This window comes from Pseudoalteromonas sp. S4492, assembly GCF_005886115.1.
Classification (GTDB): domain Bacteria; phylum Pseudomonadota; class Gammaproteobacteria; order Enterobacterales; family Alteromonadaceae; genus Pseudoalteromonas; species Pseudoalteromonas gelatinilytica.
In genome coordinates this window covers 242,916-268,787 of record NZ_PNCP01000036.1, presented here as the reverse complement: position 1 = coordinate 268,787, position 25,872 = coordinate 242,916, and the positions used below count along the sequence as shown (strand labels likewise).

Sequence of the window (25,872 nt, the reverse complement as noted above, 5' to 3'; positions counted from 1 at the left end):
AACTCCACTGATCGACCATTTTTAAGATTAGTATCACACAGAGGACAATGATATGCGCATTATTCTTTTGGGCGCGCCGGGTGCAGGTAAAGGTACTCAAGCTCAGTTTTTGATGGACAAATACGGTATTCCACAAATTTCTACGGGCGATATGCTGCGTGCAGCAATCAAAGAAGGTACACCACTTGGTCTTGAAGCTAAAAAAGTAATGGATGCAGGTCAATTAGTATCTGACGAAATTATTATCGGTCTAGTTAAAGAGCGCATCGCTAAGCCAGATTGCGAAAAAGGTTTCTTACTAGACGGTTTCCCACGTACGATCCCTCAAGCTGATGCAATGAAAGAGAATGGTGTGGTTGTTGATCACGTTATCGAGTTTGACGTTGCTGACGAAATCATTGTTGAGCGTATGGGCGGCCGTCGCGTACACCCAGGTTCTGGTCGTGTTTATCACGTTGTTTATAATCCACCAAAAGTTGATGGCAAAGATGATATCACAGGTGAAGACCTTATCATTCGTGATGACGACACTGAAGAAACAGTGCGTAAGCGTTTAGGTATCTACCACGACCAAACTAAACCATTAGTTGATTACTACCAAGCTGAAGCAACAGCAGGCAACACTCAGTACCACAAGTTAGACGGTACACAAGCTGTTGAAGCTGTTAGCCAACAACTTGGTGAGCTTTTAGGTTAATAGCCTAATTGCAGATATGAAAAAACCGCCATTTGGGCGGTTTTTTTATGCGAGTTGATATTGAGTTTTTACAGTTTTTTCAACGCAGCAATAGCGCTGTCGTAATCAGGCTCTTTTGAAAGGTTATCAACGAGCTGTTTGTAAACGATTTTATGCTCTTTATCTAATACAAATACCGCACGGGTTAGTAGGCCCATATCCTTGATAATCAAACCGTAGTTCTTACCAAAGTCATGCCATACAGAATCCGATAAAGTCACCACTTTGTCGATATTCTCTGCTTTACAAAAACGTTTTTGAGCAAATGGTAAGTCAGCGCTTAGAGTAAGCATGGCTACACTTGGGTATTCTGAAGCTACCTTTTCATTAAAGTGTTTGGTTTGAATACTGCATACACCGGTGTCTAAACTTGGCACTACGCTTAAAAGCACCGCTTGGCCTTGGTAGTTGTCTAGTGTGACGGGTGTAAAGCTACCATCTACTACTTTAAAATTAGGTGCATTTTGACCAACTTCAACACCTTGTCCTAGTAAGGTGACAGGCTTTGACTGCGCAGAAACCTTACCAGCATCTAAACTATTTTCTGATAAATCACCCGCATAACTAAACGTGCATACTGCACCAAGTGCAAATATAAGTGGACGTAACATAATAAGATTCCTTCAAATTAACGCATTTAACATCAGTGTATTATACTCAAGGAGTCGGTCCAAGGATTAGTACAATTTAAAATTGTAAATAACCAATAGTTTGATTAACATGTGTTCGTGACCCTATTTTTTATATATAAAAATAAGAATAAAGTTACTAGTCAAATTTGTGTCTAGTTAAAAAGTACGGATTTAGAGAGAGAGTATGTCAACATCGGTATTAGTTTGTGATGATTCAAAGTTAGCTCGTCGACAATTAGCGCGCTCTTTACCCGATGATTGGGATATTAAAGTTGAGTTTGCTGAGGACGGTGTGCACTGTATTGAGCAAATCAAAAAACTCCAGCCAGAAATTCTATTTCTCGATTTAAACATGCCTGAAATGGATGGTTACGAAGTACTTCAAGCCATTCAAGATCAAGGCCTTCATGTGCTTACTGTCGTTGTTTCTGGTGATATCCAGCCTAACGCCCATCAACGTGTGCTTGAGTTAGGTGCTATCGATTTTATTCAAAAACCGTGTTCTGCAGAAAAGCTTGCCAATATCATCGAGCATTATGGCATTAAAGACAAAGCCATGCGTGAACGACTTGCTAATAAGCTAGGTGAGCAAGTTGACCCTGATGTACGTGACATCTATCAAGAACTCACAAACGTGGCTATGGGGCAAGCAGGGGACTTATTAGCGCGTCTTCTTAATGTATTCGTAAAACTTCCAATCCCTAATGTAAATGTATTAGAAGTAAATGAGCTAGATATGGCTCTACGCTCAATTGATGCTAACGCAACGACATCAGGTGTATGCCAAGGATTTATTGGCGGCGGTGTGTCTGGTGAAGCCTTATTACTGCTAAATGATTCAAGCTTTAAAGAAATTGCATCACTAATGAATTACGAAGGTGAGCTTAACGATAAAGTTGAGCTTGAGCTGTTGATGGATGTCAGCAACATTCTGATAGGTGCAATACTATCAGGGCTTTCAAAACAGCTCGATATGCGTTTTAGCCAAGGTCATCCGGTGGTACTTGGCCAGCATTGTGATGTGACCGATTTAGTAAAAGCCAATAAATCTCGCTGGCAACGAACGCTGGCGATTGAGATCAGCTATGGCATCGAAAATCACAATATCAACTGTGATTTGATGTTGCTGTTCACCGAGGACTCATTAAAAACCCTTAAGTACAAAGTAGCTTATTTATTAGAAGACTAGACTATGCCTGCAGCCGATTTTAATATGAATGAACTCCATTGGTTAATGGATATGTTTAATACCGTTGATGTAGGCCTAGTAGTGCTCGATAGAGACTATAAAGTGTGCATATGGAATGGGTTTATGGAAAACCATTCAGGCTTGCTACCCAGTGCGGTGAAAGACAAAGATCTGTTCGACTTATTTCCATCAATCGATGAAAAGTGGTTCCGCAGCAAATCAGAGTCTGTGTTCATCCTAAATAATCGCTCGTTTACTATCTGGGAGCAGCAGCCGTATATTTTCCGCTTTAAAAATTACCGCCCAATTACAGGTAAAGCGGATCATATGTATCAAAATGCCACCTTTATACCACTGACGACGACCACAGGCGAAGTGTCGCATATTTGTATCATTATTTATGATGTGACCGATGAAGCAGTGAATAAAAAAGAGCTAGAAGAAGCCAACAGCAAGCTTGAACAAATGAGCCGCACTGATGCACTTACCAAGCTTACCAATCGCGGTTATTGGGAAGAAAAGTTACGCAAAGAATATATGCGTATTGTTCGTAGTGGCGGGTGCAGCACCTTATTGATGTTCGATATTGATCACTTTAAAAAGGTCAATGATGAACATGGTCACCGCGGTGGGGATGAGGCGTTGCGTCATATTGCAGACTTGCTTCGTAAAACTCTACGTGAAACAGACTTAGCAGGACGCTACGGTGGGGAAGAGTTTGCGGTAACCTTGCTCGATACTGATCATGAAGGAGCGCATATCTTCGCTGAGCGATTAAGAACGCTGATTGAGAATTCATCGATTTACTTTGGTGGCAAACAAATTCAACTGACGGTTAGCATCGGTTTTGCGTGCTTTGACGAGAAATTTGATCGTTACGAAAAATGGGTTGAAGCGGCAGACAAAGCCTTGTATCACTCTAAAGAAAATGGCCGTAACAGGGTGACAGCTTATACAGATTTATAAAGAAGGGGCTAATAAGCCCCTTTTTCATAACAATTCTATTAAGTAATACCGGTTAAACACCAAGCGGCGGTAAAACGAGAATATCCGTTTTAAGTAGTTTCATAACCTTTTCTGCGGTATTACCAATTAAATGACCTTTAATACCGGTATTACCTACCGAGCCCATAATCACTAAATCGGCATTTAATTTTGCTGCAATACTTGGGATCACTTGCTCAACGACACCCGCTTTAATCTCAAGTTTATCTTTTAAGTCATGTGCTTCAATTAAGGCACGCTGCGCTATCGGTAGCTTCTCGAATGCATTAATGACTTGCTCATCTGAAAATACAATCCCCAAATCACGTAAAAACGGCGATACATGCACGGTATAACAGGCATAAAACTCGCTGTTGTAGTCATTAGCATAGGCTAATCCCGCTTTAATAATCGCTTCGTTTAAGCGGTATTTGGTTGCTTTTTCGCTGCCCAAATCAAGCGCAGCTAACACATTGGTATTGTTTCGCCATTTGTTATCAGCAGCTAAATAAAGTGGTAACGGGCTAAAGCGAATAAGTTGCCAGTCAAGCTCTGTAAATTGCGTTTGTTCGTCAATATGGCGAGTTTTAATCAGCATTTCATAATCTGACGTATCAAGTTCATTGGCAAGCCACTGCACTGGGTTTTCATGCCACAGTGTTTGCAACGTATAGCTGCTAGCGTCTAAATGCTCGCTAATAAGAGGGCTTAGCGCATTACGAACTTTTGCGAGCTCTTTATCTTGAATAGCGAGCGCTTCATCGGGTGGAATAGAATATAAAATACTGTTGGTGTCTTCATAGCTAAAGGCGACGATATCAATATGCTTCACTCCTTTGGCTTTTTGTTTTGCGTGTAATATTGACGTTTTAGCATCGGCTATCGAGTCGATGATCACCAGTATTTTTTTATCCATTTTGCCTACTCTGTTGTGTGTCGGGTATCACTGCTTGGGCATTCACCCAATAATGAAACTTCACCTGTTGAGGTTTCTTGTTCCAGTTTTACCTTAAAGCCCCATAGCCTGTAAAGGTGTTTTAGTACTTCATCTTTTGATTTCGCTAATGGAATATTGTTATGGGGTACATAACGCAGGGTAAGTGAACGATCTCCTCTAATATCAACGTTATAGACTTGAATGTTTGGTTCGTGATTACTTAAGTTATATTGTGCAGAGAGCGTTTCACGAACCTTGTGATAGCCCATTTCATCATGAATAGCGCCGACATTTAGGGTTGGCTCTTTTTCATGATCAATAATGGTAAAGAGCTTAAAATCACGGATAATTTTTGGCGATAAAAACTGGCTAATAAAGCTCTCGTCTTTAAAGTTTTGCATTGCAAAGTGCAGGGTTTCTAACCAATCACTGCCGGCATACTCCGGAAACCATTTCTTGTCTTCTTCGGTTGGGTTTTCGCAAATACGGCGAATATCAACCATCATATTAAAGCCAAGAGCATAAGGGTTGATCCCTGAATAATAATTGCTGTTGTAGGGCGGTTGATACACTACATTGGTGTGGCTTTGTAAAAACTCGAGCATAAAGGCATCGGTGAGCTTACCTTCATCGTACAGGTGGTTCAAAATGGTGTAATGCCAAAACGTAGCCCAGCCCTCATTCATCACTTGAGTTTGTTTTTGGGGGTAAAAATATTGCGAAATTTTACGCACAATACGAATTACTTCACGCTGCCATGACTCAAGCAGCGGCGCATTTTTTTCGATGAAATATAAAATGTTTTCTTGTGGCTCAGCAGGGAAGCGGCGCTCACGTTTTTTTGATTCTTGCTGCGAAGTAGGGATTGTGCGCCACAACTCGTTGACTTGCGATTGTAAGTAATCTTCACGTTCTTGCTGGCGCTTTTGTTCTTCGTACAGTGAAATACGTTGCGGGCGTTTGTAGCGGTCCACACCGTAATTCATTAACGCATGGCATGAGTCGATGAGATTCTCAACTTCATTGATGCCGTATTTTTCTTCGCATTTAGCAATATAATTTTTGGCAAATAATAAGTAATCGATGATTGAACTGGCATCAGTCCAAGTTTTAAAAAGGTAATTACCTTTAAAAAATGAATTGTGGCCATAGCAAGCGTGCGCCATTACCAAGGCTTGCATTGGCAGGGTGTTTTCTTCCATTAAATAAGCAATACACGGATCTGAGTTAATCACAATCTCATAAGCAAGACCCATTTGCCCACGTTTATAGTTTTGTTCTGTTTGAATGAATTTTTTACCATACGACCAGTGGCTATAGCCAATCGGCATACCCACACTCGAATAGGCATCCATCATTTGTTCAGCAGTGATCACCTCAATTTGATTTGGGTAGGTATCGAGTTTATAAATTTTCGCTACCCGTTCAATCTCAGTTTGATACTCTGCTAATAAATCAAATGTCCAATCAGGACCGTCGCTAATACGTTTATCGGCCATACTTTACCTCACTCGCAAGGCTATGCGACGCCTTGCTGCTGACGATTCTTTTTAAATAATTCACGGAAAATTGGGTAAATGTCCTCAACGCCACGAATGTGTTGCATGGCAAAATTGTCGTGGGTTTGTGCTATCGATTGATACTCACGCCATAAGCTTTGATGAGCACGGGCGGTAATTTCAATATAGGCGTAATAGCGCACCGCCTTTAACAGTTTATTACGTAAAATTTCGCCACAGTTTGGCGAGTCATCGGCCCAGTTATCGCCATCAGAGGCTTGTGCTGCGTAAATGTTCCACTCTTCAGGGTTATAACGCTCGGCGATGATTTCGTTCATCAGTTTCAATGCACTTGAAACGATGGTGCCACCCGTTTCTTGAGAATAGAAAAACTCTTGCTCATCGACTTCTTTCGCTTGGGTATGATGACGAATGTAGACTACCTCTATATTTTTGTAGCTACGGGTTAAAAATTGATACAGTAAAATATAAAAGCGTTTTGCCATGTCTTTGGTGGCTTGATCCATCGAGCCTGACACATCCATTAAACAAAACATCACGGCTTTGCTTGTAGGGTGTGGTCGTTTTTCATAGTTACGAAAACGTAAGTCGTAATTATCAATAAAAGGCACCGCTTTAATGCGACTTTGCAGCTCCTCAATTTGGCGTTCAAGTAAAGCGATGGCCGCTTTATTAGGCTGCTCTTCTGCTTTGAGTAACGCGAGTTGTCCTTCAAGCTCTGCAAGGTGACGTTTTTTGCCTGCGGTCATTGCCACCCTGCGGGCGAGTGAACCTTGTAATGAACGAACAATATCAATATTACTGGGCATGCCGTCGTTACAAAAACCAGCACGATGGGTTTTCATTTGCACCAGTTTATCGAGCTGGTTTTGTTGCAGATTAGGTAGTTCAAGGTCTTCGAACAATAAGTCTAGGTATTCATCTTTTGAAATAGAGAATACAAAGTCGTCTTGTCCTTCACCAGAGTCACTGGCTTCACCTTCGCCACTGCCTCCCCCTTGACCGCCTCCTTGCGGGCGCTTGATTCTGTCGCCCGTAGAGAATTGGTCATTACCAGGGTGGATCTGTTCACGGTCGCCACCACGTCCTTGATGAAAAATAGGCTCACTGATATCACGTTGCGGAATCGAGATACTCTCGCCGCTAGTGGTATCGGTTACGCTACGCTTATTAATGGCATCAGATACCGCTTCTTTAATCTGTTTTTTATAACGCCTGATGAACCGTTGACGATTCAAGGTACTTTTGTTTTTTCCATTCAGGCGTCGGTCAATAAAATGCGCCATAACAACCCCCTTAAAACAAACGTTTTTTACTGCGATTTTCTAACGCGTAAATACCATTCAGAAAGTAAACGTACTTGTTTTTGGGTATAGCCTTTCTCAACCATACGATTGACAAAGTCTTCGTGTTTTTTCTGATCTTCAGCAGAGGTTTTCGCATTGAAGGAAATAACCGGCAGCAGATCTTCGGTATTTGAGAACATTTTCTTCTCAATAACCGTGCGAAGTTTTTCGTAGCTGGTCCAAAGCGGATTCTTGCCTTGGTTGTGCGCACGCGCACGTAGTACGAAATTGACTATTTCATTACGGAAATCTTTAGGGTTTGAAATACCCGCAGGTTTTTCAATCTTCTCAAGCTCTGCGTTAAGTGCAGCACGGTCAAATAGCTGGCCAGTATCTGGGTCGCGGTATTCTTGATCTTGGATCCAGAAATCAGCATACGTCACGTAGCGGTCAAAGATGTTTTGCCCATATTCAGAGTACGATTCTAAGTAGGCCGTTTGTAACTCTTTACCAATAAACTCCACGTACTGAGGAATGAGATACCCTTTTAAGTGGCTTAAGTAACGCTCTTCAACGTCGGCGGTAAATTGCTCACGCTCTATTTGCTGCTCAAGAACATAGAATAAGTGCACTGGGTTGGCCGCCACTTCAGTGGTATCGAAGTTAAACACTCGCGATAGAATTTTAAACGCAAAGCGGGTAGAGAGCCCGGTCATGCCTTCATCAACACCCGCGTAGTCGCGGTACTCTTGATACGACTTCGCTTTCGGGTCGGTGTCTTTTAAGCTTTCACCATCATAGACGCGCATTTTTGAATAAATACTTGAGTTTTCAGGCTCTTTCATACGAGAAAGGGTGGTAAATTGTGCCAGTGTTTTTAATGTGCCCGGTGCACAAGGGGCATCATGTAATTCACTGTTTTCAAGCAATTTATTGTAAATCTTAACTTCTTCAGAAACACGTAAACAGTAAGGCACTTTGACGATGTAAACACGGTCTAAAAATGCTTCATTGTTTTTGTTGTTTTTAAATGTTTGCCACTCAGATTCATTTGAGTGAGCTAAAATCATGCCGCTAAACGGCAGGGCACTGATACCTTCTGTGCCGTTGTAGTTACCTTCTTGCGTGGCTGTAAGTAGTGGGTGTAGCACCTTGATTGGCGCTTTAAACATTTCCACAAACTCCATTAAGCCTTGATTTGCTAAACAAAGCGCACCTGAATAGGCATACGCATCAGGGTCGTTTTGCGCAAAGTGTTCAAGCTGGCGAATATCGACTTTACCGACTAGCGCTGAAATGTCTTGGTTGTTTTCATCGCCCGGCTCGGTTTTAGCAATCGCAACTTGATTTAAAATAGATGGGTAGCGCTTAACCACTCTGAATTGGCTAATATCACCATTAAATTCACTTAAGCGTTTTGCAGCCCACGGTGACATCACCGTTTTTAAATAACGCGGTTTAATGCCGTATTCTTTTTCTAAAAGCTCAGCGTCTTCATTTGGGTCAAATAACGCTAAAGGGTGGTCGTTAACAGGCGAGCCTTTAATCGAATAAATAGGTACCTGCTGCATTAAGTATTTAAGCTTTTCAGCAATGGATGATTTACCACCACCTACCGGGCCAAGTAAATACAGTACTTGCTTACATTCTTCTAAGCCTTGCGCAGCATGTTTTAAATAAGAGACGATTTGCTCAATGGCATCTTCCATACCATAAAAATCGTGAAATGCAGGGTAGCGTGCGACTACGCGATTAGAAAACAGCCTGCTTAAGCGCGCATCGGTTGAAGTGTCGATAATCTCCGGCTCACCGATGGCCATTAATAGCCGCTCTGGTGCGCTGGCATAAGCTGATTTATCCTTCTTACAGATCTCGAGAAATTCCTCAATACTGTATTCTTCTTCTTGCGCTGCTTCGTATCGTGATTGGTAATGCTCAAAAATACTCATAGAGACCTCCGAAAACCCGCTAAAATGACGTGTAATTAGATTAAGAGAAAAGCAAAGGCTAATTAAAGCTTAGTCACGATTTTGAATTTTTGCGCAAGAAAATTAAGAATTTAATTGAAAAAAGCTCATCTTGATTACGCTTTTTGGCTGAGGGCTTGGCTGCGACTTAGAAGGGGCGTGCACTGGCAATAAAAAAGACGCCGAAGCGTCTTTTTTTGATTACTGCTAGTAACAGAAGATTAAGCGAAGTTAGCGTTCGCGAAGTCCCAGTTAACTAATGCCCAGAAACCTTTTAGGTAATCTGGACGAACGTTACGGTAATCGATGTAGTAAGCGTGTTCCCAAAGATCCACAGTTAGGATTGGTGTAACACCTTCATCAGTTAATGGCGTTGCAGCATTTGATGTGTTAACGATATCAAGTGTGCCGTCAGCTAGTTTAACTAACCAAGTCCAGCTAGAACCGAAGTTGTTAACTGCTTTGTCGTTTAACGCTTCTTTGAATGCGTCGAAAGAACCCCATTTAGCGTTGATCGCGTCAGCGATTGCGCCTGTAGGCTCGCCACCACCGTTTGGAGATAGGCTGTTCCAGTAGAACGTGTGGTTCCAGATTTGTGCAGCATTGTTAAATACGCCACCTTCTGAAGAACATACGATTTCTTCTAGAGATTTGTTTTCGAATTCTGTGCCTGGGATCAGACCGTTTAATTTCACAACGTAAGTGTTGTGGTGTTTACCGTGGTGAAACTCTAGAGTCTCTTTTGAAATATGTGGCTCTAATGCATCGATTGCGTATGGTAGTGACGGTAGTTCAAATGCCATTTTTTATCTCCATCTTCTTGGTTGATAGTCCACTCAGTTATAGGTAATAGCAAGGTAAACAGCGTACTTCCCTATACCAAGTGGTATTATAGTGTTACTATAATTGTTGAGTATTTTACTCAAGTTTTAGCAAACAGCAATGCTATTGCTAAAGACTATTTAAAATTGTGGCTACGAATGCCGATTTTAAGTTATATATCTGAGGCCACAGTGAAACTTTTTCAAGGCCAATGTAGTAAGCCAATGTCTTTTTTGAGGTTGTAAATGGAAACCATCGATAAAATTAAACAGCAAATTTCTGAAAATCCAATCCTTCTTTACATGAAAGGATCACCAAAGTTACCTAACTGTGGTTTTTCTTCACAAGCATCACAAGCACTTATGGCGTGTGGTGAGCAGTTTGCTTACGTTGACATTCTACTTAACCCAGATATCCGTGCAGAGTTACCTGCATACGCAAACTGGCCAACATTCCCACAACTTTGGGTAGAAGGCGAGCTTATCGGTGGTTGTGACATTATCATCGAAATGTTTCAACGTGGTGAATTACAGCCACTAATCACTGAAACAGCTGCAAAGTACAAAGAAAAAGACGCTGAATAATTATATTTAGTGTAGAGAAAAGCCGCTGATTGCGGCTTTTTTTATATCCATTTGCTTAGTTAAGCACAACTTTAAAATAAAATGCATGTTCAAATTTCTGCTGGGTTGGTTATTAAATGAAATGTGAAGCTCCATCACTTGTTGTGTCTGATGCGCTAGTAAAACAGGAAAGTTCCTACTTTTTCAAAGGAGCGCCCTTTACGGGCGTTGCTATTTATGCTGAAAGTGGGGTTGTTGTTAGCAAAAAGCAATTTTTTAATGGCGAAATATTGGGAGATTACAATTTCCCTTATATCGATATTAAAGGGCTTGAGTTATTAGATAGCATCATTGATGAAGAATGGGATGGAAACTTACAGCTTTTTCATGAAGGTAAGCCTTTTAATGGTGTTGTCTATGAGGCTGCTTATGGCTGGGTGTGTGATGTACGCTGTATCGTCAACGGAGGGATTGCTGATGCAATGGCACAACATTTTCAAAAGCATGATTGTTACTCTGAACTATTTTACGGTGTTGGTCCTATTCAGTATGAATATGAATGGAATGAGCCTTCAGTGTTGTCTTATTATGAAGCTAGGTTTCAAGCAGGGGATAAAAGAAGTTTAAAGTTATCATTTAATAAAGAGAATAAGCTTCGCGGTATATATATCTATAAGAGTATTGACGATATCTTTTCTTTGAATGCTAAGGTTGATGACTCACCGCTAAAAATCACGAGTTTTAGCGATATAAAAAAATTGCTTTCTGATAATGTTATAGAGCTTAGCTTACAAGACGTAACGGATATAACATTTTCAGAACTACTGCCGTCGCTGTTAGAGTTCCCAGTTAATACGCTTTTAGTTTCAAATATTAGCTGGGGTGTTTTATACGAGCTGAAAAAACATGCTTGGCTGGAGCTAGAAGAGCTAAGCTTTCACCATTTAGTTAATTTAACATTAGATGAGGTCATTTCTTTTCGAAATGATAATTTTCAGAAGGTAAAAATATTATACAAACTTAAGCTTTATTAATGAGTTAAGATTTATGTTTTTTCATAAGTCTTTTCTCTATGTTCTTTTAAAGTTTTATTTACCAGTTGATCAGCTTGACGTGTTGTCTCGGGAAGTCGGTATTTAGGCGTTAGCTTGAGGACCCACTCAACTGCTGTCTCTAAAGATACTTTATGGCCAATAGATACATAAACAGGTTTAATGTTATCTTGTGTGCGTAACACTTTGCCAATAACTTCGTCGTTATCTAATAAATCTGCCGTTGCGCCGCGGTGTTCTGCAAGTTCATTAAACTCGCCTAATAACTTGGTTTTTCCGCAACCTATGGTGGGGATATCTAATATGACACCCAAGTGGCAAGCAAGACCAAAACGCCGTGGATGTGCAAGGCCATGGCCATCGCAAACAATTAAATCAGGTTTTATGGTCAGTTTGTTATATGCATTTAAAAGCGGTGGCACTTCACGAAATGAAAATAGCCCTGGTATATAAGGAAAGCTGATGGGCTCAATACTAGTTTGTGCTTCAAGTACTTTTAATGTATCAGCATTCAGTACCGTAATTGCGCCAACAACTTCAGATAATTGTTCGTTATAAGCAACATCGACACCAGCAATTGTTTTAACACACTGCTTTTCATCGGATGCTCTTACTTTTTTAGAGAGCGACAGCTGTGCTTCTTTTAAACTATTGATATACATAACATCTTAAAAATTCTAAGTATAATGTGAGATTTTATCATAATAAAAAATGCTAGTTGTATGAAAAATAAAGTTTATTATTACTCATCAAAAAAGCAGTGACATGTTAATAATGAATAAAAAATTAGAAAAATTTTTACGAAAGCGTAAGCGTGCAATCAAAGGCCCGGAAAAGTATAAAAATATTTTTGAGGATAATATTGTTAGAATTACTCACTATATTGAGCATGGTAAAACCCAGGGAGAAGAGTTTTCTAATGAGCGATTACCTTTTGCTCCTTGGGAAAAGCTTAATATTGAACTGTCAGGCCAATGTAAAATTTACGAAAATATTGCACAAGCTAGTTTAGTTAAGGACAGCGTGATTGATGCAGAGCACTTAAGTTATTATTTAAATTATGGATACTATGAATTAGCAATTGCGCATATAAAGCAAAAACGCTGTTTTATTCGTTTTGGAGTTGAAAACGAAGGAGTTATTTCACCTGGTAGTGTATTTCAATTAGCTACAGCTGTTTTATTACATCAGTATGATTATGCGCGGCAATTTTATAGATTATTCGAAAACGGTTATATGAAAAACTGGATAAACCGCTCAAAAAGTCATATTGGTGATTTTATCATCTTGTTGTTTGATCGGGCGAAAGGTGATAATACCCTAAAACCGATTGTAGATGACTTTGCTTACCAAGCTATTTTAGATAACTGGAATAGTACTGACTTAACAAAAGTCACCGCTTATCTAAATCAGTTATGTGACGATCAAGTCACTCAGGTAGCATCACCACCGAGTAAGATGTTTTTTGAGTTCGATAATATGAACTGGCAATTTACACCTTATGCTGCACTTATGCTGTTAACGCTAAGAGCACAACATGGCCTTGAGAACCCTGATTTTGATCACCCAGGTTTTGGCAATGTGACTTCTTTACTATTAACACAGCCTGTAGCCCCTCAAAAAGATGAGGAGCTTGAACAACTCGTTGCCAAGTTACATGAGCAAGGTTTCAACGAAAAGGCTTTATTAGCATAGAGGTTTAAATAAGTGGTAATTTAATCAGTATGATACGGCTTAGCATTGCAAAAGCTCATATTATGTTACGGGTTTCTTTGTTAATCATGATCCATATCGAATGCGTTAAAGGCTATTAGGGCAGCAAAACATGCACGCTTAATCCACCTTGCTCGCGGTTATGTAAGCTTATTTGCCCGTGATGTGCTTCAACTATTTCTCTGCACAGTGCTAGCCCTAAGCCACTGCCTGTTGCTTTGGTTGAGTAAAAGGGAATAAGTGCGTTTGCCATTACAGCTTCACTCATGCCTTTGCCTTTATCACTCACTGTGATGTGTGTGCCACTTGCTTCTTGTTGCACAGTTAAACTGACATCTTCGGGGTTTGACCCTGATTCATAGGCATTTTTTAATAAGTTTATAAGTAACTGTTCGAGCTGAGTGTGATCAGCGTCAGTTGTCACTCGCTCATCAAGTGATACTTCAACCTGCCACTGACTTTTTAATTGCTCAATCAGCCTCGGCCAGTTAATCGTTGATAGTTGAGGGGTGGGTAACTTGGCAAATTTACCATAGCCTTGTACAAACTCATTAAGGTGTTTTATGCGGTCTTCAATGGTGGTAAATACCCGTTTTAAGCGTGGTTCATCGACTTCTTTCGTTAATAGTTGCGCGCTATGAAGCATCGACGACATTGGCCCTAGGGAGTTGTTAAGCTCATGGCTAATGATACGAATAACTTTTTTCCATACCTCTACTTCTTGGCGGCTTAGTTCGCGAGTCAGCTGTTTAAAAACATACAGTTGATGAAACTGATTATTAAGCAATAATCGGCCTGTTGCCATATGCCAAGTTTGTGATTCTTGATCTGCTTTGTCCAGGGTAAATAAGCCATCAACGCCTTTGTGAATGGCACGCGTTAATTGCTCGCAGCTTGAATCTAATAAGTTTTCGAGCTTGGCGCCTTCAAGGGCTGATTTAGCATCGAGTAAGCTGCGGGCACTGTGGTTGCTATACACAATAAAGCCTTGGTCGTTAGTCAAAAGTACAGCTTGTGGCGAGCTTTGCAGCACTTTGTCGAGCATCAACTCACGCTGATAAATCCATTGTTTTTCTTGGCGAAGCTGTTTTGCGGTTTGGTTATAAAGCCGGCATAAATCACCTAGCTCATCACTGCCATCATAGGCTAATAATGTGGCCAGCTCACCATCTTTAAAATTAAGCAGCCCGGTTTCGAGCGAGTTCATACCATCAATGAGCGGAGCTGATAATTGCGCGGCAAAAAATCCGCTGATCAAGGCGCAAGCGAGCAGGGCTAATAGGCTGTAAAGCAAGCTTATGCCCGCAAAATAACACACCAACACAAGCGGCAATGCAGACGCTGCAATACACAAAGTTATGATTTTATATCGAAACGAAGAACGCATTAGTATTCAATCTTAAATTTATCAAGCCTGCGATAGAGCGCTTGGCGGCTTAAGCCAAAATGGCGAGCCACTTTAGCAATCACACCTTTGTATTCGCGCATGGCAAGTTCGATCTCTTGTCTGTTAGGCTCTGCTCTTGTTTGTGTTGGGCTGTTTGTTTCAACTTGTAAGCCAAAATCAGCAAGCTCAATCACCCCTGTGGGTTTTAAAACGCCAGCGCGTTTACAGGCATTTTCAAGCTCACGAACATTACCCGGCCAGCTATGGGCGAGCAGGGCTTTTTCTGTACTTAGTGACAGTGTGCGCTCAGGTAAAAAGTGTGCGACCAAAGCTAAAATATCATCTGGGCGATGGGCAAGGCTTGGTAAATTTAACTCAATTACATTTAAGCGGTAGTAAAGGTCTTCACGAAATTGACCTGTTCTAATTGCATGGCTTAAATCTTCATTGGTTGCTGAAATCACCCGCACATTCACTTTACGTGTTTGTGTTGAGCCTAAACGTTCAAATTCACCAGTTTGTAAAATGCGTAATAATTTCATTTGCCCAGAAAGTGGTAAGTTACCAATTTCGTCTAAAAATAGGGTGCCACCATCGGCCGCTTCAAAACGACCAATACGCTGTTTAGTAATACCTGTATAGGCGCCAGCTTCGGCACCAAATAACTCAGCCTCAATAAGCTCGCTTGGCAAAGCACCCGCATTAACAGTGATAAAGGGTTTATCAGCTAATAATGAATTAGCCTGTATTATTTGCGCAATGCGCTCTTTACCACTGCCGTTAGGGCCTGTGATCAGCACTGAAATATCCGATTTAGCCACTTGAATCGCAAGATTAACAATGTGCTCCATAGCGGTACTTTTATAAACCAAGCCCACCAAATTTGCTTGTTGCACAGATGCGTCACGTTCTTGCTGGTGGCGGGTAAAGGTTTCGTTTTGCTGTTTTGCTTTACCCAGCTCGATTAGGTTATTTACACAAGTAAGTAGCTTGGCATCGTCCCATGGTTTTGGTAAATAATCAGCAGCCCCTGCTTTGACAAGTTCAACGGCAGTAGAAAGCTCTGTCCATGCGGTGATCAAAATAATCGGTAAGTGAGGATTAATGTCTCGTAAGGCATAAAAAAGTTCTTTGCCTTCTTCGCCGGAAGTGGTGTCGGCGGTGAAGTTCATGTCTTGAATAACAAGCGCTATGCGTTGGTATTGTACGGCTTGAATTGCCTCAAACGGGTTACTTGCTGTAACAACATCAAAACCGTGAATTTCGAGTAATAACGACAATGCATCCAAAATGGCTGGGTTATCGTCGACGATAAGTATTTTTTCCATATTATTGTTTTAGTTATTTTCCTAATAAGGGTGCAAGATGAATGCTACACTGTTAATCCAGTGTAGCATAGGTTGGGAGAACTAAATTGTTCGAGTTGCAATGCTCGGTGAGATATTCGCCGCCCGTTTTGCAGGTGCAAGTACTGCTAATAAACTCATAACGAACACTGCCAGCGCCGTAGCAAGCACGTAGCTAATATCAAGCTGAGCAATTGAAAAGTGCTGCATGAGTAACTGGCCTAAATACACGGCAGCAATTACACCAATCACTAAACCAACTATACATATCATGGCGTTTTCAACTAAGAAGTAGCTGATGATGGCAGATTTTCTGGCGCCTAAAGCGCGGCGAGTGCCTATTTGTTTAGTACGCTTACTAATATTGAACAGTGTTAGGCCGAAAATACCCAGGGCCGTCACCAACACTAAAATAGTAATAAGTACAATCAACATGCGCATCATTAATGTATCTTCAGCCATGTATGACTCTTTATCGTCATCTAAGCCACGAATGCGAGAAATAACGCGTTTGTTGTAGTTTTTCAGCATGGCTTCTTCAACACGATTCATGACTGATTGACGTTGACCAGGCTCTGTTCTAACCACAAAGCGTGCATTTGTACCAGGCTTAATAAAAGGCAGCAGTGCTACGTTATCTGGGCGGCTGTCTTTAAGCCATGGGCCTTTCATCAGTTCAACAACACCAATTACTTTCATTGGAATGTCACCAAAATAGACAGTTTGACCTAAACCATTGCCGTCAGGAAACAGCTCATCGAGTAGGGTTTTAGTGACAACGGTTACTTTTGAAAGCTCATCATAGTTATCGGTAACGATCACTTCGTCTTCGGTGTAGTTACGCCCAGCAATGAGTTTTACACCATAAGTATTTATGCCATGCTCATCGATAAACATGTAAGAGCTACGCGCTGATTTACTCTCTTCAGGTGCTGGCTTTAAACTAAAATCTGACGAAGAGCCACTGCCCGAAAGCGGTGTGTTACTCGAATAAGCAGCATCAACTACACCAGGTATTTGACGAAGCATGGCTTCATCAAGCTCATATTGCTGAGATGGCGACACATCTTTGCCAAACATCATGACATTAAAAACGAAAATGTCTTGTTCAGGGTAGCCAGTCTCTTGGCTTAAATAGCTAATTCTGTCTTGAATAATAAACGCTGCGTTACTGACAATCGCAGTGGTGATGGCAATTTGGATCAGTAATAAAATAGCGCCAACTTTTGAGCGGCATAAGGCGTGAAAGATAGGTTTAATTTCTAACATGGGTGTCTTCCTTATTGGCTCTTAAGATAAATAGCAGGGTTGGTTTTACATACCAGCCAAGCAGGGTACAGACCCGCTATCACACAGGTGCTAATTGCAATCACAGGTGCGCTGAGTAGCATGGTTAAATCCATAGTGGCTAAGCTTTGGTAGTAGCTATAGCTTTGACGTACGCCTAATAAGCCCACTTGCGCCAAAATAATTCCGAAGATGCCACCTAAGAAACCTAACATCGCGACCTCAACAATATGTTGAAAGAATATTTGGCGTTTGCTGGCACCTAATGCACGGCGCACACCGACTTCCGGAGCGCGGCGTAAAAATTTCGCTAGTAATAGACCTAAAATGTTGGCAAGGCATACCGCCAAAAACATAAAGCTTAGGCCAACCAGAATTTCGTTGTCTTCGCTAACGACATTGTTGTACTGCATCCACTCATTTACATCGCGTAAGGTGGCGGTTAATTTTTCGCGGTTAAAACGACCTAGCTTTTGTTGCTCTTGCATATAGGCCATTAAAAAGTCTTGGTAAGCTTGTTTTTCTGCAGGTGTTTTTAGTTCAACCCAAAATTGTAACCACACCATTTCAGAATTGAGCTTATCGTTAAAGGTATTGGTTTTTTCGTGCTTCCAACCATTGGTATTACCCCAGTTTTCAAGCTGGCGTGCTTTCATTAGGCTAAATGGTAAAAATAGTTGCTCGGTCTTATTAAATGCACCGTTGTTCAGATCATAATATTTGGTGGTGATATCCCAATCATCAATGACGCCAATAACTTCGTAGCTGGCATCATCGAGGTACACCATTTTGCCGACAGGGTTTTCACCTGCGAATAGCTTGTCGTTTAATTCTTTATTGATCACCACAACAGGGGCTGCATCGGCTTCTTGTTGCGCGCTCCAAACCCCACCATAAATAAATGATAGGTTAAACATATCGAAAAAATCAGGCGTGGTTAGGCGTGCTTGTCCAATAAATGGTTTAACTTTATCTGAGTCTAAATAAACCGAAAAACCCGTTCTAACCATAGTGACACGTTTGCCACCCGCATTCGCTTGATTAAGGTTAACGGCATCCTGATAAGTTAATTGCAGTGGCATGTTATCGACTGTCCACCACGTACGGCCTTCATCCATGGTTTGTAGCTGTACAGTATAAAGGTCGCTACTTTTTTCAGGGATAGGGTCTGCTGACATCATGTGATACACAGATAAGCTTGTCATGGTTACGCCAATACCTATGGCAATGGCCAGTACCATTAAAAAGCTCACAAGTGGCGTGCGCTTAAAGCTGCGCCAGCTTAAATCTAAATAATGAAGGAACATGGTTACACTCCAGCCGCTTTAAGATTTTGAGTGCCTTGGTACAAGGTGAAGTCAGCTAATTGGCCGTCAACAACTTGGATATTACGTGGTGCTCTGCGGGCAAGCTCTGGATCATGAGTAACCATGATGATTGTTGCGCCATCACGGTTGATTTGCTCAAGTAGCTCCATTACTTGACGCGCCATTAAGCTATCTAAATTACCGGTTGGCTCATCGGCAAGTAAAAAGCGCGGTTCACCTGCAAGAGCTCTGGCAATAGCTACACGTTGTTGTTGACCACCAGAAAGTTGTTGCGGTAAGTGTTTAGCGCGTGATGCTAAACCAACTTGCTCTAGGCATTGCTCGATTCGGCGTTTACGCTCGGCGGCTTTGATACCGCGATAACGCAGTGGCACTTCAATATTTTCATAGAGGTTCAAATCTGGAATAAGGTTGAAGCCTTGGAAAATAAAACCAATTTTTTGATTACGTAAGTCAGCACGCTGGTTGTCGTTGAGCTTACCCACATCAATACCGTCTAGCATGTATTGGCCTTCGCTAAATGGTTCTAACATACCAGCGATGTTTAAAAATGTGGTTTTACCTGAGCCACTTGGGCCCGTTACGGCAATAAATTCACCTTCTTCTACTTGTAGATTAAAGTCACGAAGGGCATGTGTTTGTACCATATCTGTTTGATACACTTTGCTGATGTTGTTCATTGTAAGCATGTTGATTATTCCTTTTATTTGTTAGCGTAAAACCAGTGTGGTTGCTTTTTTAAAGCGATCGTAGTTCGAGATAATTAGCTTATCGCCAGGCTCTACGCCTTCAATTATCTCGACAGCATTAATACTTCTTGCACCGGTTTTTATATCGATTAAATAAGCCATGTCACCGTCAACCTTATAGGCATGGGTGCCACCTTGTTGTAAGAATGCGCCGCGTTTTACTTGTAATACATCGTCGCGATTCTCTAATAAAATACGTGCGGTTAAGCGTTGGTTTTGGCGGATGCCAGAAATCTCATTGTCAAAACGTACGCGGGTTGTCACCTCGCGGTTATTCACTTCAGGCGAAATGGCTGAAAGAGTGCCTGTGACATGACGAGCTCCTAACGTAAGCTCAACTTGCATACCAAGACCTAGCTCATTGGCGTAGCTTTCTGGTACTTGCAGTTCTGCTTCAAAGTTACTTAAATCGACCAATGTCATTAATGGTTGGCTTTGTGTGACAGCTTCTTTTTGTTGCACTAATAAGTTACCCACAATGCCGCTTACACTGGCAGTGATAGTAAGTTCATTTACTTGTCTGAGTAAGTCGTCAACAATTAGTTGTTGACGAGCCAGATCACGCTCTGCTGCTTTTAGCTCAAATGCGAGGGTATCTTGGGCTAGATTAACTTCTTGCTCGGCGTGCTTATAAGAAAGCTTGGCACGGGCTAAGTCATCAACCGCTTTTTCTAGATCTATTTGGCTAATTAAATGTTTCTCGATAGAGATTTTAGCTCGGCGGTTTTCTCTATCTGCGGCATTGAGTTCAACTTGCGCTAAATCGAGCGCTTTAGTCAGGCTCAGTTTTTGTCTGCGCGCTTCAAGTTGCTTACGTTGTAATTCACCTTCTAAACGTGCTAATACCGATTGCTGCTGCTTTAGCTCGTTGGTAAGCTCAGGACTGGTTACGGTTGCGATCACTTCATTTACCTCAACGCTGTCACCGGCTTTTACTTTTAAATCGACAAAACCACGTTCAGGGCTATAAACCTTCGGCGCATTAGCTGCAACGATTTTACCGCTCGCGGCCACATCTCTGATTAGCGTCTTTTGAGTCACTTCACTAATTTGTAAGCTCGCTGCATCTACCGAAATGCTGCCATCGCTACTTGCAAATAATGCTTGAAAGCCAAGCGCACCAACAAGTATTACACCCGCTACTACTATAAGTGGTTTTTTTATGGTGTTTTTCTTCGCCACGGTAATATCTTGGGCACTGGTATCCTTAATCATTTTAACTCCTTACGATTCTCAAAACACACGATCATGAAGCCAACGGCAAGCATGGTAAGTGGAGAAGCCATAAACAAACTGATAGTGAACATTTTGAAATCCTTAATTTCGCTGATGTCTTATCTATACCAGTAGCGTGCCAACTTTTAAGTTGTTGATTTTTATTGGAATTTGTTTTTATTGCAGGTTTGTTATCTGTCCGCGGACAGAAAAAGTGTCCGCAGCGGACACTTTTAAATTGCTGATTGTTGACGCAAGGGTAAACAGACTAAGACATTGCGACTAAGGTCGGCTGCTCAGATACATAGTTTGTAACTATGCTAAAGCCAAGAGTAAATAATGATGCAGCTGTACTGCACTAGAGCCCATTAAAAACTGCATTGATATTCATTGTGTGAATAATTATTCAATATTGCGTGCAGTTTACGTTAACGTAAAGGTGCGGATTTTTAGATTGTTTTTTTACAAGTTGTTAAATTTGACACCAGTGTCATAAAAAAATAACGGGTAAAATACGACTAAATGTAAAAATTTAGCTTAGAATTTAAAGTGTGCTTTAAGTGAGAAATATTCATGAATATGAATATGTATTCAAAACTCTATTGACTCATGGGATATTTGGCGATAGTTTTGTTCGTCTGCTAGCACTGTCACAAAAGACTGAACCGCTAGTCGTTGTAGCAAGGGGAGGGGTCTATGTTATACGACTCAAAATTAGAAAAAGATAATTGTGGCTTTGGCTTAATAGCCCAGGTCAATGGTCAGGCGAGCCATCGCTTGATTCGAACAGCAATCACTGGCTTAGATCGCATGGAGCACCGTGGGGGTATTTCTGCCGATGGTAAAACCGGTGATGGTTGTGGTTTATTAATGCAAAAACCCGATAGTTTCTTTCGTGCTATTGCCAGCGAACATGATTGGCATCTAGGAAAGAACTACGCCGTAGGCATGGTATTTTTAAATGCCGATCCTGTACTTGCGCAAACAGCTAAAGATGTGTTGAGTGAAGAACTCGAAAAAGAAACCTTGAGCATTCAAGGCTGGCGCGTAGTACCGACTGATGCGTCATGTTTAGGGCCAATTGCAAAAAAACAACTACCAGGCTTTGAACAAATTTTTGTTAGCGCACCAGAAGGCTGGCGTCCAAAAGATTTAGAACGTCGCTTATATGTAGCGCGTCGTCGTGCTGAAAAGCGCCTCGAAAACGATGAACATTTTTATATTGCCAGCTTATCTGGTTTGGTCACTGTCTATAAAGGCTTAATGATGCCTGTAGACTTGCCTAACTTTTATTTAGATTTAGCTGACATTCGCATGACCAGTGCGATTTGTGTATTTCACCAACGTTTCTCTACTAATACACAACCTCGTTGGCCGCTTGCACAACCATTCCGCTATTTAGCGCATAATGGTGAAATCAATACGATTCAAGGTAACCGCCAGTGGGCCCGTGCCCGTGCGTACAAGTTTGCCTCACCACTTATTCCTGATTTGCAATCAGCTGCACCATTCGTTAACGAAAGCGGCTCAGACTCTTCAAGCTTAGATAATATGCTTGAGTTGTTCTTAGCCGGTGGCATGGATTTATTCCGTGCAATGCGTATGCTTGTGCCGCCAGCATGGCAAAAGAACCGTGCTATGGATGAAGACCTACGTGCATTCTATGACTTTAACTCAATGCATATGGAACCATGGGATGGCCCGGCTGGTATTGTTATGTCTGATGGCCGTTTTGCAGCCTGTAACCTTGACCGTAACGGTTTACGCCCAGCGCGTTATGTAATCACGCAAGATGGTTTTATTACCCTTGCCTCAGAAGTCGGTATTTGGGACTACGCACCTGATGAAGTGGTTGAGAAAGGCCGTGTGGGCCCGGGTGAACTGTTAGTTATTGATACTCACCAAGGTAAAATTTGGCATTCAGATGAAATTGACCAAGACCTTAAGTCACGTCATCCATATAAAGCATGGCTTGAAGCAAACGTTAAGCGTTTAACGCCATTTGAACAGCTTGCAGAAAAAGACGCAGGTAATCGTTCATTTGATGATGAAACATTGCTTAAGTATCAAAAAATGTTTGGCTACACCAACGAAGAACTTGATAGCGTTATTCGTGTAATGGGTGAAAATGGCCAAGAAGCAACAGGTTCAATGGGGGATGACACGCCATTTGCGGTACTGTCAGAAGGTCATCGTTCATTGTTTGATTACTTCAGACAAAAATTTGCGCAAGTAACCAATCCACCGATTGATCCGCTTCGTGAAAACCATGTTATGTCACTGGCAACCTGTATTGGTAGTGAGCAAAACGTATTCAACGAAACAACTGGTCACGCTAAGCGTTTACAGTTTGATACACCTATTTTGATGTATGCAGACATGAAACAGCTTTTAAGTGCTGATCAAGCGCATTATAGCTATTGTAAAATCGATATTACTTACACTGCAGAAGAAGGCCTTGAAAACGCCATCACGCGTATTTGTGATGAAGCGCAAGAAAAAGCGGCAGCGGGTTGCGTAATGCTCGTGTTAAGTGACCGTAACTTCAGTGAAACACAGTTACCTATTCCGGCAGCAATGGCGGTTGGTTCTATTCAAAAGCGTTTAGTTGATAATAACTTACGTTGTGAATCAAATATTATCATCGAATCGGGTAGTGTCCGTGATGCGCATCAGTTTGCGGTATTACTTGGTTTTGGCGCGACGGCTATTTATCCGTACCTTGCTTATGAATCTTTAGTTGCGATGAGTGACAAAAAGATTCTTAACAAGAGCTATTGTGAGGTCACACTTGCCTATCGTAACGCGATAAATAAAGGCTTGTATAAAATCATGTCGAAAATGGGTATCAGTACCGTTGCATCTTATCGCTGCTCAATGTTGTTTGAAGCAGTCGGTTTGTCTGACGCGATTGTAGAAACCTGTTTTAATGGCGTAGCAAGTCGTATTAAAGGAGCCTGTTTCACTGATTTTGATGATGACCAACGCAAGCTTCATAAATTGGCATTTAGTAAACGTAAATTATTAAGCCATGGCGGCTTATTAAAATATGTTCATGGCGGTGAATACCATGCTTATAACCCAGACGTTATTCAAACACTGCAAAAAGCTGTGCGTTCTGGAGAATATAGTGACTATGTAGCGTACGCTGATCTGGTTAATAATCGTCCGATCACTAACTTACGTGACATGCTTGCACTGAAAGTGCCTGATGCAGGCATCAGTATTGATGACGTAGAACCTGCAACTGAGCTATACAAACGTTTTGACTCAGCAGCAATGAGTATTGGTGCGTTATCGCCAGAAGCGCATGAAGCGTTAGCAATAGCGATGAACCGTTTAGGTGGTTGTTCAAACTCTGGCGAGGGTGGTGAAGACAAGCTTCGCTACGGCACAGAGAAAAACTCACGTATTAAACAGGTTGCTTCTGGCCGCTTTGGTGTAACACCGCATTACTTACGTAGCGCTGATGTGATTCAGATTAAAGTGGCGCAAGGTGCAAAACCAGGCGAGGGTGGTCAATTACCAGGTGAAAAAGTGACGCCGTATATTGCAAAATTGCGTTACTCAGTGCCAGGTGTGACTTTGATTTCTCCACCGCCGCATCACGATATTTATTCGATTGAAGATTTAGCCCAGCTAATTTTCGATTTAAAACAAGTAAACCCAGAAGCACTAATTTCGGTGAAACTAGTGTCTGAGCCGGGTGTCGGTACTATCGCAACGGGTGTTGCCAAAGCGTATGCCGATTTAATTACCATTGCAGGTTATGACGGTGGTACCGGTGCGAGCCCGCTTACTTCGGTGAAATATGCGGGTAGCCCATGGGAGCTTGGCCTTGCTGAAACTCAACAAGCGCTAGTAGAAAATGGCTTACGTCACCGTATTCGTTTACAAACCGATGGTGGTCTTAAAACGGGTCTAGACATCATTAAAGCTGCTATTTTAGGTGCTGAAAGCTTTGGCTTTGGTACTGGTCCTATGGTGGCACTTGGTTGTAAGTATCTGCGTATTTGTCACTTAAATAACTGTGCGACCGGTGTTGCAACGCAAGACGATACACTGCGTCAAAAGCATTATCATGGTTTGCCTGAAATGGCGATGAACTACTTCAAGTTTATTGCCCAAGAAGCACGCCAAATTATGGCAAGTTTAGGGGTGACTCGTTTAACTGATTTAATTGGTCGTTTGGACTTACTTGAAGCAATTGAAGGTAATACAGAGAAACAAAAGAAAGTGGATCTGTCGTCTGTGATTGCTGTGCCGAACAACCCAACAGGTGAAACACTGTATTGTAGTGCGCCAAATAGCTCACACTACTTAGGTCAGCTAAATGAAACCTTGCTTGAAAAAGCAAAACAAGCAATTGACGAAAAATCGGGCACCTCATTGGTAAGCCGTATTTGTAATACCGACCGCTCTGTGGGCGCGATGTTATCGGGTTATATTGCCTCTAAACATGGCAACCAAGGTATGGCTGCTGATCCTGTCTCTATTGAGCTTCATGGTACAGCGGGTCAATCATTTGGGGTATGGAATGCGGGTGGTCTTGAAATGACCCTCGTTGGTGATGCCAATGACTATGTTGGTAAAGGCATGGCTGGCGGTAAGCTGGTAATTCGCCCGCCGCTTGGTTCATCGTTCGAAAGCCACAAAGCAACGATTGCTGGCAATACCTGTCTATACGGGGCAACGGGTGGTAAGTTATTTGCTGCTGGCTCTGCAGGTGAACGTTTTGCTGTTCGTAACTCAGGCGTACAAGCAGTTGTAGAAGGTGTCGGTGATAACGGCTGTGAGTATATGACTGGCGGTGTAGTGTGCGTACTTGGCAAAGTGGGTATTAACTTTGGTGCGGGTATGACAGGTGGCTTTGCCTATATTCTTGATGAAGGCAAAGACTTTGAAAAACGCATTAACCCAGAGCTTGTTGAAATTGTTACGCTTGAGGGCTTAGCTTCTCATCAAGAGCATTTACGCGGTCTTATTGCTGAGCATTTAGAGCTGACTGGCTCAAACCGCGCTGAGCAGATTTTAGCTAACTTTGATTTATACATGCCGATGTTTAAATTGGTTAAGCCAAAATCTAGTGATGTAAAAAGTTTACTCGGACACCGAGCGCGCAGCAGCGCAGAGCTTCGTGTTCAGGCTCAGTAAGGGGG

Annotated in this window: 20 protein-coding genes; 7 read left to right on the top strand and 13 right to left on the bottom strand. The window is 41.8% G+C overall.

Annotated elements, in window-relative coordinates:
* The first annotated feature begins 52 nt into the window (after positions 1-52).
* A complete protein-coding gene (gene adk / locus CWC28_RS11760; protein WP_063705894.1) occupies positions 53-697 on the top strand; it encodes an adenylate kinase in 645 nt (214 codons plus the stop codon).
* Positions 698-765: 68 nt separating this feature from the next.
* Here adk and tpx read toward each other — a convergent pair whose 3' ends face one another.
* Positions 766-1,347 carry a thiol peroxidase gene (tpx, locus tag CWC28_RS11755; protein WP_063705891.1) on the bottom strand — a complete coding sequence of 194 codons (582 nt, stop codon included), beginning with the start codon at positions 1,345-1,347 and terminating at the stop codon, positions 766-768.
* Between the two features lie 205 nt (positions 1,348-1,552).
* Between tpx and CWC28_RS11750 the strand changes: the two genes are divergently transcribed.
* On the top strand, positions 1,553-2,557 hold the full coding sequence (locus CWC28_RS11750) for a response regulator (protein WP_138625191.1): 1,005 nt from the start codon (positions 1,553-1,555) through the stop codon (positions 2,555-2,557).
* Positions 2,558-2,560: 3 nt separating this feature from the next.
* Positions 2,561-3,523, top strand: a complete 963-nt coding sequence (locus tag CWC28_RS11745) for a sensor domain-containing diguanylate cyclase (RefSeq protein ID WP_063705887.1) — start codon at positions 2,561-2,563, stop codon at positions 3,521-3,523.
* Between the two features lie 52 nt (positions 3,524-3,575).
* Here CWC28_RS11745 and CWC28_RS11740 read toward each other — a convergent pair whose 3' ends face one another.
* The 5 genes from CWC28_RS11740 to CWC28_RS11720 all read right to left on the bottom strand — a co-directional run bounded on the left by CWC28_RS11740 (position 3,576) and on the right by CWC28_RS11720 (position 10,054).
* Positions 3,576-4,457 (bottom strand): universal stress protein, encoded by an 882-nt coding sequence (locus CWC28_RS11740; protein WP_138625190.1) that lies wholly within the window; start codon positions 4,455-4,457, stop codon positions 3,576-3,578.
* Between the two features lie 5 nt (positions 4,458-4,462).
* Positions 4,463-5,977: a SpoVR family protein gene (locus tag CWC28_RS11735; protein WP_063705883.1), complete on the bottom strand. Its 1,515-nt coding sequence runs from the start codon at positions 5,975-5,977 to the stop codon at positions 4,463-4,465.
* Positions 5,978-5,997: 20 nt separating this feature from the next.
* Positions 5,998-7,284 carry a YeaH/YhbH family protein gene (locus tag CWC28_RS11730; protein ID WP_063705881.1) on the bottom strand — a complete coding sequence of 429 codons (1,287 nt, stop codon included), beginning with the start codon at positions 7,282-7,284 and terminating at the stop codon, positions 5,998-6,000.
* Between the two features lie 26 nt (positions 7,285-7,310).
* Positions 7,311-9,233 carry a PrkA family serine protein kinase gene (locus CWC28_RS11725; protein WP_063705879.1) on the bottom strand — a complete coding sequence of 641 codons (1,923 nt, stop codon included), beginning with the start codon at positions 9,231-9,233 and terminating at the stop codon, positions 7,311-7,313.
* Positions 9,234-9,472: 239 nt separating this feature from the next.
* Positions 9,473-10,054 (bottom strand): superoxide dismutase, encoded by a 582-nt coding sequence (locus CWC28_RS11720; protein WP_054551537.1) that lies wholly within the window; start codon positions 10,052-10,054, stop codon positions 9,473-9,475.
* Positions 10,055-10,318: 264 nt separating this feature from the next.
* Here CWC28_RS11720 and CWC28_RS11715 point away from each other — a divergent pair, with 264 nt between their 5' ends.
* Positions 10,319-10,657 carry a Grx4 family monothiol glutaredoxin gene (locus tag CWC28_RS11715; RefSeq protein WP_054551536.1) on the top strand — a complete coding sequence of 113 codons (339 nt, stop codon included), beginning with the start codon at positions 10,319-10,321 and terminating at the stop codon, positions 10,655-10,657.
* A 116-nt stretch (positions 10,658-10,773) separates the two neighbouring features.
* The gene (locus CWC28_RS11710; protein WP_138625189.1) at positions 10,774-11,670 is read left to right on the top strand and encodes a hypothetical protein; all 897 of its coding nucleotides are present in this window, start codon (positions 10,774-10,776) and stop codon (positions 11,668-11,670) included.
* Between the two features lie 11 nt (positions 11,671-11,681).
* Here the strand turns inward: CWC28_RS11710 and nfi are convergent, their stop codons facing one another.
* On the bottom strand, positions 11,682-12,350 hold the full coding sequence (nfi, locus tag CWC28_RS11705; RefSeq protein WP_063705874.1) for a deoxyribonuclease V: 669 nt from the start codon (positions 12,348-12,350) through the stop codon (positions 11,682-11,684).
* A 103-nt stretch (positions 12,351-12,453) separates the two neighbouring features.
* Between nfi and CWC28_RS11700 the strand changes: the two genes are divergently transcribed.
* On the top strand, positions 12,454-13,383 hold the full coding sequence (locus CWC28_RS11700; RefSeq protein WP_063705872.1) for a hypothetical protein: 930 nt from the start codon (positions 12,454-12,456) through the stop codon (positions 13,381-13,383).
* Positions 13,384-13,498: 115 nt separating this feature from the next.
* Here the strand turns inward: CWC28_RS11700 and CWC28_RS11695 are convergent, their stop codons facing one another.
* The 6 genes from CWC28_RS11695 to CWC28_RS11670 all read right to left on the bottom strand — a co-directional run bounded on the left by CWC28_RS11695 (position 13,499) and on the right by CWC28_RS11670 (position 20,713).
* Positions 13,499-14,788, bottom strand: a complete 1,290-nt coding sequence (locus CWC28_RS11695) for a sensor histidine kinase (protein WP_138625188.1) — start codon at positions 14,786-14,788, stop codon at positions 13,499-13,501.
* On the bottom strand, positions 14,788-16,116 hold the full coding sequence (locus tag CWC28_RS11690) for a sigma-54-dependent transcriptional regulator (protein WP_105173976.1): 1,329 nt from the start codon (positions 16,114-16,116) through the stop codon (positions 14,788-14,790). The genes CWC28_RS11695 and CWC28_RS11690 overlap by 1 nt, the downstream gene beginning before the upstream one ends.
* A gap of 81 nt (positions 16,117-16,197) precedes the next feature.
* Complete coding sequence (locus tag CWC28_RS11685) at positions 16,198-17,403, bottom strand: ABC transporter permease (RefSeq protein ID WP_105173977.1); 1,206 nt, start codon at positions 17,401-17,403, stop codon at positions 16,198-16,200.
* An 11-nt stretch (positions 17,404-17,414) separates the two neighbouring features.
* Entirely contained in the window at positions 17,415-18,728 is a 1,314-nt protein-coding gene (locus CWC28_RS11680; RefSeq protein ID WP_105173978.1) for an ABC transporter permease, read from the bottom strand.
* 2 nt (positions 18,729-18,730) lie between these two features.
* Entirely contained in the window at positions 18,731-19,438 is a 708-nt protein-coding gene (locus CWC28_RS11675) for an ABC transporter ATP-binding protein (protein ID WP_054551528.1), read from the bottom strand.
* A gap of 21 nt (positions 19,439-19,459) precedes the next feature.
* The gene (locus CWC28_RS11670; RefSeq protein ID WP_138625187.1) at positions 19,460-20,713 is read right to left on the bottom strand and encodes an efflux RND transporter periplasmic adaptor subunit; all 1,254 of its coding nucleotides are present in this window, start codon (positions 20,711-20,713) and stop codon (positions 19,460-19,462) included.
* A 696-nt stretch (positions 20,714-21,409) separates the two neighbouring features.
* Between CWC28_RS11670 and gltB the strand changes: the two genes are divergently transcribed.
* The gene (gene gltB / locus CWC28_RS11665) at positions 21,410-25,867 is read left to right on the top strand and encodes a glutamate synthase large subunit (RefSeq protein WP_063705859.1); all 4,458 of its coding nucleotides are present in this window, start codon (positions 21,410-21,412) and stop codon (positions 25,865-25,867) included.
* Positions 25,868-25,872 lie beyond the last annotated feature (5 nt).